This window comes from Singulisphaera chitinilytica (assembly GCF_049331405.1).
Lineage (GTDB): Bacteria > Planctomycetota > Planctomycetia > Isosphaerales > Isosphaeraceae > PoT.
In genome coordinates, this window is sequence record NZ_CP186274.1 from 9,633,293 (window position 1) to 9,648,564 (window position 15,272).

At 67.7% G+C, this 15,272-nt stretch carries 10 protein-coding genes; 7 read left to right on the forward strand and 3 right to left on the reverse strand.

All coding sequences use genetic code 11. The features are described from left to right. The first annotated feature begins 32 nt into the window (after nucleotides 1–32). The 5 genes from ACOYYX_RS37520 to ACOYYX_RS37540 all read left to right on the forward strand — a co-directional run bounded on the left by ACOYYX_RS37520 (nucleotide 33) and on the right by ACOYYX_RS37540 (nucleotide 5,742). The gene (locus tag ACOYYX_RS37520) at nucleotides 33–2,417 is read left to right on the forward strand and encodes a DUF5682 family protein (protein WP_422927758.1); all 2,385 of its coding nucleotides are present in this window, start codon (nucleotides 33–35) and stop codon (nucleotides 2,415–2,417) included. A gap of 45 nt (nucleotides 2,418–2,462) precedes the next feature. Beyond that, on the forward strand, nucleotides 2,463–3,632 hold the full coding sequence (locus tag ACOYYX_RS37525; protein ID WP_422927759.1) for a VWA domain-containing protein: 1,170 nt from the start codon (nucleotides 2,463–2,465) through the stop codon (nucleotides 3,630–3,632). A 215-nt stretch (nucleotides 3,633–3,847) separates the two neighbouring features. Further along, nucleotides 3,848–4,366: a PilZ domain-containing protein gene (locus ACOYYX_RS37530; RefSeq protein WP_422927760.1), complete on the forward strand. Its 519-nt coding sequence runs from the start codon at nucleotides 3,848–3,850 to the stop codon at nucleotides 4,364–4,366. Nucleotides 4,367–4,693: 327 nt separating this feature from the next. After that, the gene (locus ACOYYX_RS37535; RefSeq protein ID WP_422927761.1) at nucleotides 4,694–5,221 is read left to right on the forward strand and encodes a hypothetical protein; all 528 of its coding nucleotides are present in this window, start codon (nucleotides 4,694–4,696) and stop codon (nucleotides 5,219–5,221) included. A 194-nt stretch (nucleotides 5,222–5,415) separates the two neighbouring features. Then, nucleotides 5,416–5,742 carry a hypothetical protein gene (locus ACOYYX_RS37540; protein WP_422927762.1) on the forward strand — a complete coding sequence of 109 codons (327 nt, stop codon included), beginning with the start codon at nucleotides 5,416–5,418 and terminating at the stop codon, nucleotides 5,740–5,742. A gap of 158 nt (nucleotides 5,743–5,900) precedes the next feature. On the opposite strand, the gene ACOYYX_RS37545 is transcribed toward ACOYYX_RS37540, so the two are convergent. The 3 genes from ACOYYX_RS37545 to ACOYYX_RS37555 all read right to left on the reverse strand — a co-directional run bounded on the left by ACOYYX_RS37545 (nucleotide 5,901) and on the right by ACOYYX_RS37555 (nucleotide 12,832). Continuing rightward, nucleotides 5,901–10,241 (reverse strand): PVC-type heme-binding CxxCH protein, encoded by a 4,341-nt coding sequence (locus ACOYYX_RS37545; RefSeq protein WP_422927763.1) that lies wholly within the window; start codon nucleotides 10,239–10,241, stop codon nucleotides 5,901–5,903. Nucleotides 10,242–10,505: 264 nt separating this feature from the next. Continuing rightward, on the reverse strand, nucleotides 10,506–12,302 hold the full coding sequence (locus ACOYYX_RS37550) for a hypothetical protein (protein WP_422927764.1): 1,797 nt from the start codon (nucleotides 12,300–12,302) through the stop codon (nucleotides 10,506–10,508). Continuing rightward, nucleotides 12,299–12,832 carry a sigma-70 family RNA polymerase sigma factor gene (locus ACOYYX_RS37555; protein ID WP_422927765.1) on the reverse strand — a complete coding sequence of 178 codons (534 nt, stop codon included), beginning with the start codon at nucleotides 12,830–12,832 and terminating at the stop codon, nucleotides 12,299–12,301. The genes ACOYYX_RS37550 and ACOYYX_RS37555 overlap by 4 nt, the downstream gene beginning before the upstream one ends. A 742-nt stretch (nucleotides 12,833–13,574) precedes the next feature. Between ACOYYX_RS37555 and ACOYYX_RS37560 the strand changes: the two genes are divergently transcribed. Then, nucleotides 13,575–14,636, forward strand: a complete 1,062-nt coding sequence (locus ACOYYX_RS37560; protein ID WP_422927766.1) for a DUF1559 domain-containing protein — start codon at nucleotides 13,575–13,577, stop codon at nucleotides 14,634–14,636. Nucleotides 14,637–14,772: 136 nt separating this feature from the next. Next, on the forward strand, nucleotides 14,773–15,222 hold the full coding sequence (locus ACOYYX_RS37565) for a hypothetical protein (protein ID WP_422927767.1): 450 nt from the start codon (nucleotides 14,773–14,775) through the stop codon (nucleotides 15,220–15,222). Nucleotides 15,223–15,272 lie beyond the last annotated feature (50 nt).

Genomic DNA, 15,272 nt, shown 5'->3' on the forward strand with positions numbered 1-15,272 from the left:
CCTCATCCCCAAGTCTGTCGCGAGCCGCAACGATGACCGCGAAAACTCGCACGCGAGCTTCCGACGCCGACGCCGCAACGTCCTCGGCCGTGTTCGTCCTGGGGGTCCGCCACCACGGACCGGGCTCGGCCAGGAGCGTCCTCAAGGCGCTCGAGACGATCGAGCCCGACGTCGTGCTGGTCGAGGGCCCGCCCGACGGCAACGCCGCAATCCCCTGGCTCGGCCACGCGGAGATGACACCTCCCGTCGCCCTCCTGATCTACCGGCCGGAGCAGCCGAAGGACGCGGCGTATTACCCGTTCGCCGAGTTCTCCCCCGAGTTCCAGGCCCTCCGCTATGCCCTGAAGCACAAAGTCCCCGCGCGGTTCATGGACCTCCCCATGACCCACCAGCTCGGCCTGGAGCCGGAACCGCCCGTGCTGCCCGTGGCCCCTCCCGAGAGCCTCGACGGGGAGGACACCCCCGAAGAGGACGAGGCCCCCGAGGAGGACGAGGCCCCCGAGGGAGCTGAGGAGGAGCAGATCCCGAAAGCCGCGGCCCGGCGGCTCCGCGTCGATCCCTTGCAGGTCCTGGCCGAGGCCGCCGGGTTCGAGGAGGGAGAACGCTGGTGGGAGCACGTCGTCGAGCACCGTCGCGACGGGGCCGACCTGTTCGCCGCGATCCTCGAGGCGATGGCCGTCGTACGCGACGACGCCCCGCCGGTCGAGGACCTGCGCGAGCTCCGCCGCGAGGCTTACATGCGCACGACCATCCGCGAGGCCCAGGCCGAGGGCAAGGAGCGGATCGCCGTGATCTGCGGGGCCTGGCATGCCCCGGCACTCACCCCCGAACGCTGGCCCTCCGCCCGAGACGATGCGGCCCTGCTCAAGGGTCTCCCCAAGGCCAAGGTCGCCGCGACCTGGGTCCCCTGGACGAACGGCCGGCTCGCCTTCGATAGCGGCTACGGGGCCGGCGTGCAGTCTCCAGGCTGGTACTCGCACCTCTGGTCGGCCCCCGACGAGGTCGTCGGCCGCTGGATGACCAGGGTTGCTCGGCTGCTCCGCGATGAGGGGCTCGACGCCTCGTCCGCCTCGGTGATCGAGTCGGTCCGCCTGGCCGAGACGCTCGCGGCCCTCAGGGACCGGCCGCTCCCCGGCCTGGCCGAGCTCGACGAGGCCGCGCGCACCGTCTTCTGCTTCGGCGACGACACGCCGATGCAGCTCGTCCGGCGGAAGCTGACCGTCGGCGACGTGATGGGGCAGGTGCCGAGCGAGACCCCGATGGTCCCGCTCCAGGCCGACCTCATCCGGATCCAGAAGCAGCTCCGGATGGCTCCCGAGTCGGCCCAGACGACCAAGGTGCTCGACCTCCGCGAGCCCAACGACCTGGCGCGGAGCCGGCTCCTGCACAGGCTCGCCCTGCTCGGGATCGCCTGGGGGACGCCGGCGCAGTCCACCAGCAAGGGGACGTTCAAGGAGGCCTGGCAACTCCAGTGGCACCCCGAGTTCGCCGTCGCGATCATCGAGGCGAGCACCTGGGGGACCTCGGTCCTCGACGCGGCGACGGCCAAGGCGAGCGAGGTCGCCTCGCGCGAGTCGAACCTCGCCGAGCTGGCCAGGATGCTCGACGCGGCCATCCTCGCCGACCTCCCCGAGGCCGCCGCCCGGATCATGGCGCAAGTCGAGGCCCGATCGGCCCTGGCCGGCGACGTGCTCGAGCTCATGGCCGCCTTGCCCCCGCTGGCGAACCTGCTCCGCTACGGCAACGTCCGCAAGGCCGACGTCGCCATGGTCGGCCACTCCGTGCTGGGGATGATCGACCGCGTCTGCATCGGCCTGCCCATCGCCTGCGGGTCGCTCGACGATGCGGCGGCGACTTTGATGTTCGACGCGGTCGGGAAGTCCGACTCGGCGATCCGGCTCGTCGACGACGCCGAGCACCTCGCCTCCTGGCAGAAGGCCCTGGAGCATGTCGCCGTCTCAACCCGGATCCACCAGCTCATCGTCGGCCGCTGCTGCCGGCTCCTGCTCGACGCCCGCGCGCTCGACGCCGAGGAGGTCGCCCGGCGGATGAACCTCTCGATCTCGACGGCCAGCGAGCCCGCGAAGGCCGCCGCCTGGCTCGAAGGGTTCCTCAAGGGGAGCGGCGAGATCCTCGTCCACGACGACGGCCTCTTCGCCATCATCGACCGCTGGCTCGCGGAGCTGCACCCCGACGCCTTCACCCAGCTCCTGCCAATCCTCAGGCGGACCTTCGGGGCCTTCGAGGCTCCCGTCCGGCGCAACCTCGGCGAGAAGGCCAAGCGGAGCACTTCGCCGACCCCGAAGGCCGCGTCGAAGCCCAGCAGCAACGCCGACTTCGACGCAGAACGGGCGGCCAACGTCCTGCCCCTGCTGATGCACCTCCTCGGCCCGCAGAAACAGGCCGATCCGTCATAAAACAACCGCTCATCGGTTCAACGATCCCATCCGAAGGGGCTGGCCATGAACTCGTCCGAATCCAACAAAGAGCGGCTGCGGCGCTGGCGGATGATGCTCGGCGGTGAGCAGGACGGCACCGGATGCACGCTGCAAGGGGCCGACCTCTCCATCGACGGGGCGCTCGGGGAGCTGTACGACTCCTCGGAGAAGCGCCGGGGCGGGATGGGGAGCTCCACGCCCAAGGTCGCGCGCTGGCTGGGGGACATCCGCAAGTTCTTCCCGACGCCGGTGGTCCAGATGCTCCAGAAGGACGCCCTGGAACGGCTCAGCCTCCAGCAGATGCTGCTCCAGCCCGAGCTGCTCCAGGCCGTCGAGCCCGACGTCCACCTCGTGGCGAATATCCTGGCGCTCAACTCGATCCTCCCGGCCAAGACTCGCGAGACGGCCAGGCTCGTCGTCCGCAAGGTCGTCGACGAACTCCAACGCAAGCTCGAGAACCCGACCCGGCAGGCGATCCTCGGCAGCCTCAACCGGGCGATCAGGAACCGCAGGCCCAGGCACAACGAGATCGACTGGAACCGGACCATTCGCGCGAACTTGCGGCACTACCAGCCCGAGTATCAGACGATCGTCCCCGAGACGCGAATCGGCTACGGCCGCAAGCGGCAGGCCCTCCGCGAGGTGATCCTCTGCGTCGACCAGAGCGGCTCGATGGCCAGCTCGGTCGTCTACGCCGGGATCTTCGGCGCGGTGCTCGCCAGCCTCCCCGCCTTGAAGACCCGGGTGGTCGTCTTCGACACGGACGTCGTCGACCTCACCGACGAGCTCGACGACCCGGTCGAGCTCCTCTTCGGCACCCAGCTCGGGGGCGGGACCGACATCCACCGCGCCCTCTCGTACTGCCAGGGGCTCGTCCGCCAGCCGCAGGACACGATCCTCATCCTCATCTCCGACCTCTTCGAGGGAGGCGACGAGAAGCGGATGCTCTCCGTCCTGGGCCACTTCGCGGCCTCCGGGGTCCAGACGATCGGGCTCCTCGCCCTCAACGACGACGGGGCCCCGAGCTACGACCACCGGAACGCCGGGGCGATGGCCGCGATGGGGATCCCGGTCTTCGCCTGCACCCCCGACCTCTTCCCCGACATGATGGCCGCCGCCATCGGGCGGCAGGACCTCGGCCAGTGGGCCGCCGCGTCCGACATCGCCGTCGCCCGCCCGGACTCGAGGTCGTGACCTCGAGGCCCGGCCCCTCACCGATGGCCGCACACGCCCCGGAGAGGCATTGATCCCTCTCGCGGGATAGACCCTTTCACAAAAGCAACACCCGTTCAGCTTCAATCCTGCGGGCCCTCGAAACGCGACCTAGGGTTGATCCTAGAGGCGAAATCATCGATGGCGAAGCAGCCCGTCGGCCGCCACCGACCGACCCAGATGAAGTGGAACGGACGATGTTGCAAGCGCGAAGCTCGAGCACGAGTGAGTCCGACCGTCAGCACCAGCGGCTCCCGGCTCGCGGCAAGGTCCTGGTCCGCCCGCTGGACGACAACAGCCCGCAGCAGACGGGGGTACTCCTCGACCTGAGCGGGGGAGGTGCCCGGTTCAGCCTGAGGCGCCCGCTGGACGAGGGGACGGTCGTCTCCCTGACCCTCATGGAAAGGGGGTCGAAGGACCGTCGCAACGCCGGCATGCTCGGCCAGGTCGTCTTCACGAAGCCCGAAGGGGACGGGCACGTCGTCGGTGTTGTCTTCGGCTGGGAGGCGGATCCCGGCTCCGGGAACCGCAAGGCCGCCGGCCTCTGGCCCTGGATCGCACGCCACGTCCCGAAGCGATACGGGGCCCCTCGCACCAAGCCCACGCCCCCCTCGAAAGCCCCCCTCGGCCGGAACAAGCGTGCCGGGATGGCCGGCGTCCCCACACCTCATCGGGGCATGTTCGGCCGGCTCCTCGGGCTCTTCCAGGGAAGCTGAACCGTCGGCAAGGTCCCACCATCGAGCCCGGCCATCCCCCCAGGCCGATCCCGTCCGTCATTTGGACGGCTGATGTGTTGATGAGGATCGCATCGATTTGTTATCATCGCCGTTACCGGAGTCGGTGAGGGGTCACCGGCTCGAGCGCCGCTCGCGATTGCGGCGACTTGGCGATGTCCAACACGGATCGTCGATCGGGATGATCGCTCGCCCGAGGCAATTGGCTGAGAAGTTAGGGTGCCTGGGCTGCCCTTGGCTGGTTTGCCATTGACCGAAGTGAGTGGGGCGGCAAATAATCCCATTCTCTAGGTCAATGAGGTTCGTGCCATGCGCGGAAGCGACGGCTGGACAATCTGGGTTCGTCGTCTCTGGGTCGTACTCGCGATCCTGAGCGTCTCCCATGTGCCCCTGCCCGTCGCCGATTTCCACGACTTGCAGCACAACCATGGCCAAGGGCAGATCTGCTCCCTCCACAATCATCTGCTCTTGTGGCACGCTTCGGATGAGGGCCCGGGACGCCCGGTGTTCCACGTCCATTGGGTCCTGCTGTCCAAGCCAGCTTTCGTCTCCGGGGCTCGCGGGCCGGTCTTCCATGCCGACTCGCCCAATCCCTTCGACCACAAGCTGAGCGACGACCTCCCGAAGCTGGCCGCGGAGGCCTCGAGACGGTCCCCCGTCGAGAGGCATTTGCCGAGCCTCCTGGCCGACGTCTTGAGCTGGCTCGACGCCTCCGAAACCTTGCAAGGCCTCCCCGGCGCCCCTCGAACGGGCCGTGGAACCTGCCTGAGGAACTTCGGGGCGACCTTCCCGGCCCATCACTCCGGCCCTTCTCGTCTGCAACGCTGGATTTGTTAACCTCCCCCCCGTGCCGGTTGCCTTGAACGAAGTCGACGTGCTCGCGCGAGCGGATCGCCCCCGAAACGGGTCGGTCGCCGATGCGCCAGGCCTCGCCCCGGGCCACCCGCAACGCGAAACGTGCCGTCACGACTTGAACGCTCACGCGTCTATCGGCTTACCAGGCGTGTCTTCGGGGAATGGTGCGAGGTGCCATGATGTGGAAAATGGCGGCGGTGCTGCTGTCCGTGACGGTGATCGGCTGCGGCAACTCGGAGATGGACCAACTGCGGCCCGGAAGCTCGGCCCAGACCTTCGACTACAGCAACTCGAGGGTCAGCGTCTTCGTGGGTAAGCAGCGAGAAAAGGCCCTCAAGGCGGTCGAGGTCCCGCCGGGGACCAAGGTCCTCGTCCTCGAGGATGACGAACTGAACCTGGCGCGGCGGACCCGGATGGTCGAGGTCCGGGTCGAAGAAGGTGAACAGCGCGACGCGATCGGCTTCGTCGCCCGCGCGAACCTGCGCCCCTGGGCCTCTCGCTGAGCCGAGCGGCCTCCGGGCCCTGCTTCCGGCTCCGAATCCAGCAGGGCTTCTATCTTCATAAGTCCGAAAAACTAAAGACGCCCGCGAGGCATCCTCGTAACCAGGATGCCTCACGGGCGATTTCTTTGCTCGGGCACAATGTCGCCGCGGCGACCCGATCAGCCGGCGGTCTCCACGGTCGCCGCGATGACCAGCGGGGCGGTGTCGTCCTGGCCCTTCACCAGCTCGATGGACTCGATCGTCTCAGCCCGCTTGGGCTGGACGGCCAGGTAGCGGACCTGACGACCCCGGAGCATGAACGCGAGCTTCGAGCCGGGGACGTCGACGCGCCTGATGTAGTCGGCGAAGTGGACCCCGTTCAGGAGGGGATGGTCCTCGGTCGACCCGTCGGCATAGTGGAACCGGACGATCATCGAGACGGTGGGCTCGGGGACCTCGCCGGTCGCCCCCCAGCCGCTGACGCCGCTCAACAGGTGGATCGCCTTGGCCGGGGTGTGGCAGGGGAGGCTAACCGACCGCGGCATCTTGGGCGGGGCCTCGCCGTTGGGGCTGTTGAGCATGATGACGTTCGGGCTCCGGCCGTCCCGGGGGTCGACGAGGTGGAACGGGACCCCCTGGAAGGTCTTCGGCGCCCAGTCGGGGAAGATCAGGCGCTCGATCGGCGAGTCCTTGCTGTAGAACATCCCCTTGGTGCTGTCGATCGTCGCCGCCTGCCGCAGATCGAGCGGCAGGTACTTGCCCCGCCTGGTCAGGAAGGCCAGGAGGTCGGCCATCCCCTCGGGCGAGACCTGCTTCTCGAACCCCTCGGGCATCAAGGACTTCTTGGACGCGGCCATCTCCTCGATGTCGCTGCGGAGGACCGTCTGGGCCTTCCCCTCGGTGTCCACCAGCTCGACGCTCGTCTTCGACTCCGAGGCGAGCAGCCCATTGATCACGCGACCGTCGGTGGTGGCCACGGAGTACTGGAGGAAGTTCCCCTCCACGCTCCGGCTCGGGTCGAGGATGTGGATCAGCAGTTCCTCGCGAGGGTGGACGGCCATCCCGGTGAGATCGGGCCCGACCTTGCCCCCTTCGCCGCCATACGAGTGGCACTTGGCGCACTGCTGGGTGAAGACCGCCTTGCCCTTGGCGGCATCGCCGCCGTGCAGGGCGACCGCCGAGATGGCCTCGATCACCTTCTGGCGGTCGGGGTCGGGCAAACCTCCCCCACGACCCAGCAGGACCTTGGCCCTGGCGGCGATGTCCGGGTTCCGGTTCGCGGCGAGGGCCTGCTTCTGGTCGAGCGAGAGCTCGCTGAGCTGCACGTCCCCCTTCTCGACGCCGTCCATGAACGACGCGATCCAGTCGGCCCGCGAGAGCAAGGTCTTGAGGGCCTGGCTCCTCGCCTGCGGCGTCAGGACAGGGATCCGACCCACCAGGATCGAGCCCGCCTCGGGGGACTCGCTCCGGGCCACGGCCGCCACCAAGGCCGAGGCCAGGGCAGGGGGCGTCCTCGGCCCGATCTCCTCGAGGACCTTGCGGACCGACTCGGCATCTCTCGGGCGGAACTCGATGAGTTGACGGCCGGCCTCGCCGCGGGCGGCTTCCGGCTTCGCGTCATCCTTGATCACGGCGATCAAGGTCCCGGCGATCTCGGCCGAGAAGGTCTCCAGGGCCTTGCTCCCCCAGCGCCCCGCCAGCGAGACGAGCGGGATCCTCGCATCACCCGGCAGCTTCACCAGGAGGCTAGCGAGGGCCTTCTCCCCCTCGCCATCGAGCTTCGCGGGCCGGTCCTTGGGCCAGCCGACGGCGAAGCCCGAGATGACGAGGCCGGCGGTCTTCGGCTCGGCACCCGCCAGGGCGACCAGGAGCTTGCCGACCGAATCGGCGGGGCCACCGCGGGCGTAGTGCTCGGCCACGCGCCTGACGACTCCCGAGGCATTATCACCGAGCGGTTGCTGATACTCGCGCGACCTCGTCGCGATCGCCTCGAGGAAATGGCTGTCGTGAGCCGCCGCGGCGGCGACGGCCGCGTCGGGGAGCCAGCGGTCGTGCTCGACCTGGCCTTTTTCCAGGGCCTCGGCGAGAACCCTGGCGGCGTCGGCCGAGGCCGGCAGTTCGGCCAGGGTCAGCAGGGCGGCGAGCCGGACCTGGGGGTCGGGGTCGGAGACGACGCCCGAGGCGACGACCTTCTTGAGCGAGGCCTCCGTCCTGGGGAGCACCTGCAACGCGTTGCGACGGACCCCGGCCGAGGGGTGCGAGAGCGACGCTTCCGCCGCGACGGTGGCTTCGCCCTTTGCCCCTTGATCCTCGAGCAGGCCCAGGCCGCGGAGGGTCCAGAGGGCGTGGATTGCGCCGGGATTGAGGCCGATGGCGTCGACGTCGGCCTTCTTCGTCAGGGCGACGAGGTCGGGGACCACATCCCGCTTGCCGCGTTCGATCAGGAGGCGCTGGGCGTGCATCCGCCAGAACTGGTTGTCGCTCTGGAGACCGGCGATCAGGCCCTTGGGGTCGGCGGGGTCGAGGCGGGTGATCGGCTTCGAGGGGGTCTCGGCCTCGTGGACGAGCCGGTAGATCCGCCCGTGGGTCTTGTCGCGGAGCGGGGTCTCATAGGCCCCGCCGCGCCCGGTCTTGAACCCCTGAGGGGTCGGGTTGTGCTGCACGATGAAGTTGTACCAGTCGATGACCCAGACGTTGCCGTCGGGGCCGACCTCCGCCTGAATGGGGGAGGTCCACTCGTCGTCGCTGGCGAGCAGGTTGCCGACGTTGTGCGAGGCGAAGTCGGTCCCCCGGGGTTCGAGGGCGAAGGTGGCGACGAGGTGCCCCGTCGGCTCGGAGACGAACGCCGTGCGGTTCCAGTAAGCCTGCGGGTAACGCCTGGCCGTGTAGAGGGAATGACCGGCGGCGGCGGTGAAGCCGCCGTGGAAGTCGACCTGCCGCACCTTCTCGGTCGCCGGGAAGAACCGGTTCGTGTCGGCGATGCTGTTCAAGACCCGGGGCGAGCCGCCGCGGACCGACTCGTAGTAGCGGTTCGGGATCGACAGATAAACCGAAGGGCAGCCGTTGGCCGTCGAGCCGAAGATGAGCCCTTCCTCGCTGAAGCCAACGCCCCACGAGTTGTTGCTCGTATTACGCAGGAACTCGAGCTTCGAGCCGTCCGGCTTGAACCGGTAGAACCCCTGGCGGAAGTCGAACGTCTCGCCGCCGACCTTCCCCTCGAAGCCCGAATAGCCCACGATCCCCCAGAGCCAGTTGTCGAAGCCGTAGCGGAGGTTGCTCGGCCCTGCGTGGGTGTCGCCCGTCCCCCAGCCGGTGAAGAGCACCTTGCGGACGTCGGCGCGGTCGTCCCCGTCCGTGTCCTTGAGGAAGAGTGTGTCGGGCGCCTGGTGCACGACGAGCCCTCCGTCGGCGAAGACGAGGCTCGTGGGGATGCTCAGCTTCTCGGCGAAGACGGTGAACTTGTCGGCCTTGCCGTCTCCATCCGTATCCTCGCAGATCTTGATCCGATCCCGGCCCCGGCCGGCCGACTTCAGTTCGTTGGGGTAGTCGGTGGTCTCGGCGATCCAGAGCCGCCCGCGGTGATCCCAGGTCATGGCGATCGGCTTGGCGATCTCCGGCTCCGAGACGAACAACTCGGCGCGGAGCCCCCGGGGCAGGGCCAGGTGCTTCGCCGACTCGGCCGGCTCGAGCGGCTTCTGCATCGTGCGGAGGGCCTCCCCCATCACCCCCCAGCGCTCGCCCGCGACGTACATCGGGATCGCCGAGGGGGCCGGCTCGGTCGCCGCGGCCTTCACGCCGGCGGGGACGCGGGGCCTGCTGTCGAAGACTTCGCCCTTCGCCGACGCCCAGCGGATCCCGCGCTCGATCAGGTCGTGGAATCCAGGGTGCCCCCAGGTCCGCTCGTCGTGGCCATAGGCGGTGTAGAAGACGCGCCCTTTGCCCTCGTCGCGGATCCAGGTCCAGGGCTCCTCGCCTTTCCCTTCCGCCCTCGTCTGGAGGACGTGCCGCCCGACCGTATTGTGCAGGTGATGCACATAGGTCTCATCCGTCGTGCGAAAGGGCTCGAGCCCCTTCATGATCGGATGATCGGCGTCGACGACCTTGGTGGCGAACTCGCCCATGCCGTGCCTGGAGAACTGAGCCCCCATGAGCGCGACCACCGCGGGCGAATTCCGGAAGCAATACGAGGCGCAGTGGATCGGCACGAAGCCGCCGCCACCGCGGACGTAATCGAGGAGGGCCTTCTCCTGATCGGGGGCGATGGTGTCGATGTTGGCGTAGACGGCCAGGGCGTCGTACTTCGCCAGGTTTTCGGGGTTCAGGGCCCCCATGTCCTCGGTGTACGTCAGCTCGATCCCACGCAACGCCAGGGCGGGGGCGAGTTGCCCGAACCGCTCGACCGGCACGTGGTGGCCCCGATCCCCCAGGAAGAGGACGAGGAGCGGCCTCTCCCCCTCGGCGGCCCGAGCCAGCGCGGGTATCAGGGAGGCGGCCAGCACGCACCATAAGAATCGCTTCATGGCAAAGATCCCTCTCACCGAGGTGGGGTCACCATCAACGAGCCGCGGGAGACGGGACGGCTCCCGTCCTCACCCGAAACCAATGAACCAACGCATCCTTCCCGACGGGGCCTCGCCGATCACGCAACGCATTGGCACGAGCCTGGAGGCGGGCCGAGGGGCCCTCGGGACGGACCGAATCCGATCATCATACGGGAGTTCTTGCGAGGAGTCGACCGCCGAAGGCGGGCTCAACCCATCATCACGCGATCAATCACCTACGATTCACGGCCGTTCCTCCCTGAGCGACTCCGATGCCATGCGGACGAGCCGGAGGGGGACGGCTCCCCGCTTCAAGCCTCCTGGATGCGTCGCGTCGCCGAGGCCCGCCCGAGGCTTCGGGACCGAGGCGACCCGGTCCCAGGACGACGGGGCGGCGAGCGACCACACCTTGACGTCGATCTCCTTGATCGTGAGCGTCTTCCTCACGTCGCTCTGCGTGTTGGCCCCGAAGAGGCCGACGTGCAGGTCTTGCTCGCCGTCGAGGAACGCGGGGTGGGCGATCGCGAGGGTGCTCGAGTTGTGCTTGGTGAGGTTCTCGACGACGAGCGAGTAGAGCCCGGCGACCCGTCGCAAGGTGAGCCGGAGGTCGTCGCCGCTATTCATCAGGCCCACTTCATAATAGTCGGAGTCGATCCCGCCGTCGTTGTTCACGAGGAAGAGCACGTAGCGATTCGGCTCGCCGAGGCTGATGAGCCCGCCTCGGATGATCCGATCGCTCCGGGTCCCGGCGTAGAGGCCGAACTGCCCCACTTTCTCGAGCCCCGGGATCCTCGGGATCGTCGTGCTGATCGAGAAATCCTCGGCCCCCGTGAACCCCTGATCGGCGAGCCTGACGCCGAGATATTCGCCCGTCGGCATCCCTTGCTGGGTGTTGATGTCGCTCCGGGTGGTGATCAGTTCGAGCGACCCGCGCGAGGCGTCGAGCCTCAGGTTCGGGTCGCGGTCGAAGATGGCGAAGCCGGTCCCCGGCAGGCGATGGGTCAGGCCGACGCCGCGTCCCTCCACATCCTTGAGGCTCCCCGCGACCGGCTTGAGGAAGTCGAGCGTGCGGATGTGGGCGATCGCCGCCGGCGGGGGCTTGATGGCGCGGATGTAGCGGGTGTCGTCGCCGCCGCCCCCCTCGGGCTTCACGGCGACGGTGTGCTCGTCCACGCGGGCGGCCTGATCTTCGTGCAAGGTCACCCTCGCATCGGGCGAATCAGAGCCCGCCAGCGGCGAGGCGACGAGCTGCCCCTGGAAGACCCGGACGGCGGTCCCCCCTTGGTCGTCGACCGAGAGGCCGAACTCGGTGCCGAGGTCGACGAACTTCCCCCGGGGCGAGTAGACGGTGAACCCCCTGGCCCTGGGCGGGACCTTGGCCGTGAGGGTCCCGTGGAGCAAGCGGGCCTCGTCTCCCGATATCAAGACGAGCCCCGCGGGCCCCTGGAGGATCAGGCGGGCGCCGCGGTCGAACTCGATCTCCGCAAGCCCTCGCTGGAGGCGGAGCACCTTGCCTGCTCGCATGTCCCGGCCGGGCATATCCGACTCGATCCCCACCCACTGCGAGTCCTGGGCATTCACGAGCCAGGCGACGTTGCTCCCCGACGTCAGCGTGGCCACCGGCAGGGCCTCTTGCTCCGAGGGCCGCCGGTTCCGCACGACGATCGCCGATCCCAGTGCCACCGCAACGAGGGCAGCGGCCGCCATTCTCCAATGGACCGGCCCGAGCCTGACGATAGACCTCCAGCGCGAAGGGCGGGGGGGCTCGATCGGAACCACCTCGGACGAAGCCGCATCCGACTCTCGCGGCTCCTCGATGGCGACCCAGTCGAGGACCAGCGCCGCGGCCTGACGCGCCCTGACCGAGAACTCGAGCTCGGTGTGCATCTGGAAGTAGGCGACGAACTCGCGGCGGGCCCCGGCGTCGGCCATCAGGCAGGCCTCGAGCCGGCGCAGGCCCTCCTCGTCGATCTGGCCGTCGCAATAGGCGTCGATCAGGTCGCGGAAATCGCCCGGGAGTCGATAACGGTCGCTGTTCATGCCTCGTCCTCGAGCGGGAGCGATCGGCTCACGCATTCGTAGAGCGTCCTGCGGATCCTCCGCAGGGAGTTGTGGATGCTGTGGGTCGACCGGCCCCACCCTTCGGCGACCTCGGGGATCCGCGCGGAGCGCCCGTAGCAGGCGGTCAGGAGTTCCTGGTCGCGCGAACGCAGCTTCTTCATGCAGGCTTCGAGCGCCGTGCGGCGGTCTTCCAAGGGCTCGTTCGCGAGTTCCTCGTGGGCCTCGATCAGCATGAGCGCGAGTTCGTCGCTGAAGTGGACGCGCTGGCGGCTCCGGGACCGGAGGAAGTTCAGGGCTTCGAACCGGGCCACTCCGCAGGCCCAGGCGATGAAGCTTCGCGACGGGTCGTACTGGTCGAACTTGTCCCAGAGAACCAGGCTCGTCTGCTGGAAGAGGTCGTCGGCGTCGTCCAGGTCGCGTACCAACGAATAGAGATACGAGAAGAGTTGCGTCTGATGCTGCTGGAGGCGCGAGGCGAACTCGGTGTTCCGACGGGTCGTCGTGTCCATGGGAGAACCGCCATCAGATCGAGAGGTGTCGGCCGGGCCGTCGCTGACTGAGACCGACGGACATCGAGTCGAATCGCGCCGGGGCATCCCACCCCTGCCGGCGCCGCGTCTGACCAGAGGGCCGCCGTAATTATTCAGCCGGAGGTCCCCGATTGTAATCCTCGCTTCCTCGAAAAAACTCGCGAGCCGAGGTCGACCGCCCCGCACTCGATCCCTCCCATGGCTCCTTTTCGGGTCTCCTATGGCATTCGTGGCCGGACGACGTAAGGCCAAGGGCCGATCGAGGGAAGGTCGTTCGCATGAGCGCACGGCGAAATCTCCTTGAGATTTCGAGGAAATTTTCGAGTTACAAATCGGAAGGCCCGGCGGACTCTTTACAGTGACGACGTGTCCCTTTCCCGATCAGATCCGAGGGAGAGGCATCGTCGGATGATCGGCGCTTTCGCGCCCGATCACATCGCAGCACCATTCGTGGATCGGTCATCGTCTCGCATCGATTCGCCAGATTTCGCGGGGCCTGATTGGCTCCGGTCCTTATCCCGATTCCCGATCCGTCCCGCTCGGCCCGGCGAGTCCTTCGCCCCCGGTCTCATTGAGACCAATACCTCTTCGCGCCCATGGCCTCGCATCATCTCGGGCGGCAATGACGCAATTACGATCGTTGATATTTCGCGTCCGGAACGGCCCGAGAACATCGCATTTCGTCTTCGATCCTCATCGCTACGGATGGAGAAATTCGACCATGCATGACCGAGTTCGCCGCGGCTTCACCCTGATCGAGTTGCTGGTGGTCATCGCCATCATCGCGGTGCTCATCGCCCTGTTGTTGCCGGCCGTGCAGGCCGCTCGCGAGGCCGCGAGGCGGGCCCAATGCACGAACAACCTCAAGCAGATCGGCCTGGCGGTGGCCAACTACGAGAGCGCGACCGGGTCGTACCCGTACGCCGACGGCCCCTGGTGGACCGAGTGGTCGGCGCAGGCCCTGATGCTCCCGTATCTGGAGCAGCAGCCGCTCTACAACAGCATCAACTTCGCCAGCACCCGCCCCATGGGGGGCAACCCGCTCATGCATGACGGCATCGTCAATTCCACGGCCGAGTATACGTCGATCTCGTCCTTCCTCTGCCCGTCCGACGCGAGCCGACTCAGCGGCCCCTACGGCGCGAACAACTACAAGGCCAACGCCGGCTCGGCCCCCAACACCTTCTACGGCGGAGACGGCAACGGCAGCGACGGGGCCAACGGCCCGATGTCCGGCCCGTTCATCTTCACGGGGACCGACAACGGCCAGAACGGCACCTCGGTCAAGGTGGCGAGCATCATCGACGGCACGAGCAACACCGCCTCTTTCAGCGAGCGAGTGAAGGCGATCGGCAACAAGAATAGCAGCGCCCCCTTCGACACCCAGAAGCCCACGGCTTCCATCTCGGTCGTGAGCGTCCTCCCCTCGGGGCAGGAGACGACCCCCCAGGCCTGGTACAAGGTCTGCATGGCCACGCCGCCGACGCCCGACTCGGCGGGCAATGACCTCGCCTACAGCAACGATGACGACATCTCGGGCTCGAGCTGGTCGGCGGGCCTCGTCTCGACCAGCCGGTACAACCACGTCATGCCGCCGAACACCTGGGGATGCCGAGGGGGGGTCGAGATGTCGCACGTCGCCAGCAGCCGGCATCCCGGCATCGTCAACGTCCTCTTCCTCGACGGCTCGGTCAAGGCGATCAAATCCACCGTCAACATCCAGACGTGGTGGGCCATCGGCAGCCGGGCCGGCAATGAGGTCGTCTCCTCGGATGCCTTCTGATATCCGTCGATACGACTTCGAGAACGAACTCCCCCGAGTGGGTCGGCGCCTCCCGAGAAACCCCGGCGCCGATCCACTCGAAGCCAACCGCCCTCATCGACACATTCCCCTATCGTCGTACCCTTGGAATCCAATGATGTCGCAACCTATCCGTCTACGGCTCTTCGGACCCGCGATGGCCCTCGGCCTGATAGCCGGGTGCGGCGACAGTTACCCCGGCGTCGACTCATCCCACACCGAGGCCAAGGTGAAGGGGATCATCCTGATCAAGGGCAAGCCGGCCGCCGGGGGCGGGACCATCAGCTTCAACCCGAGCAACGTCGAGCGCAAGGTCGCCTCCATCACCGCCAAGATCGGCGAGGACGGCTCGTACAGCCTCTCGACCTTCACCGGCGGCAACGAGGTGAAGTTCTCCGGCCCTTGCCTCAAGGATGCCAAGGAACTCGCGCTCTCATCGCGCTACTGCGAACTAGCCGGGGGCGACAACGAGGTCAACTTCGACCTCATGGGGGAGGACGACAAGCCCCGAGGGATCATCCTCCCCCAGAAGGCCGCGATCAACAAGGCCTCCCGCAAGAAGCGTTGATCCGGTTTTCTCCGTTTCATTTCATGATGCTCTGACCTCATCCTTTCGCT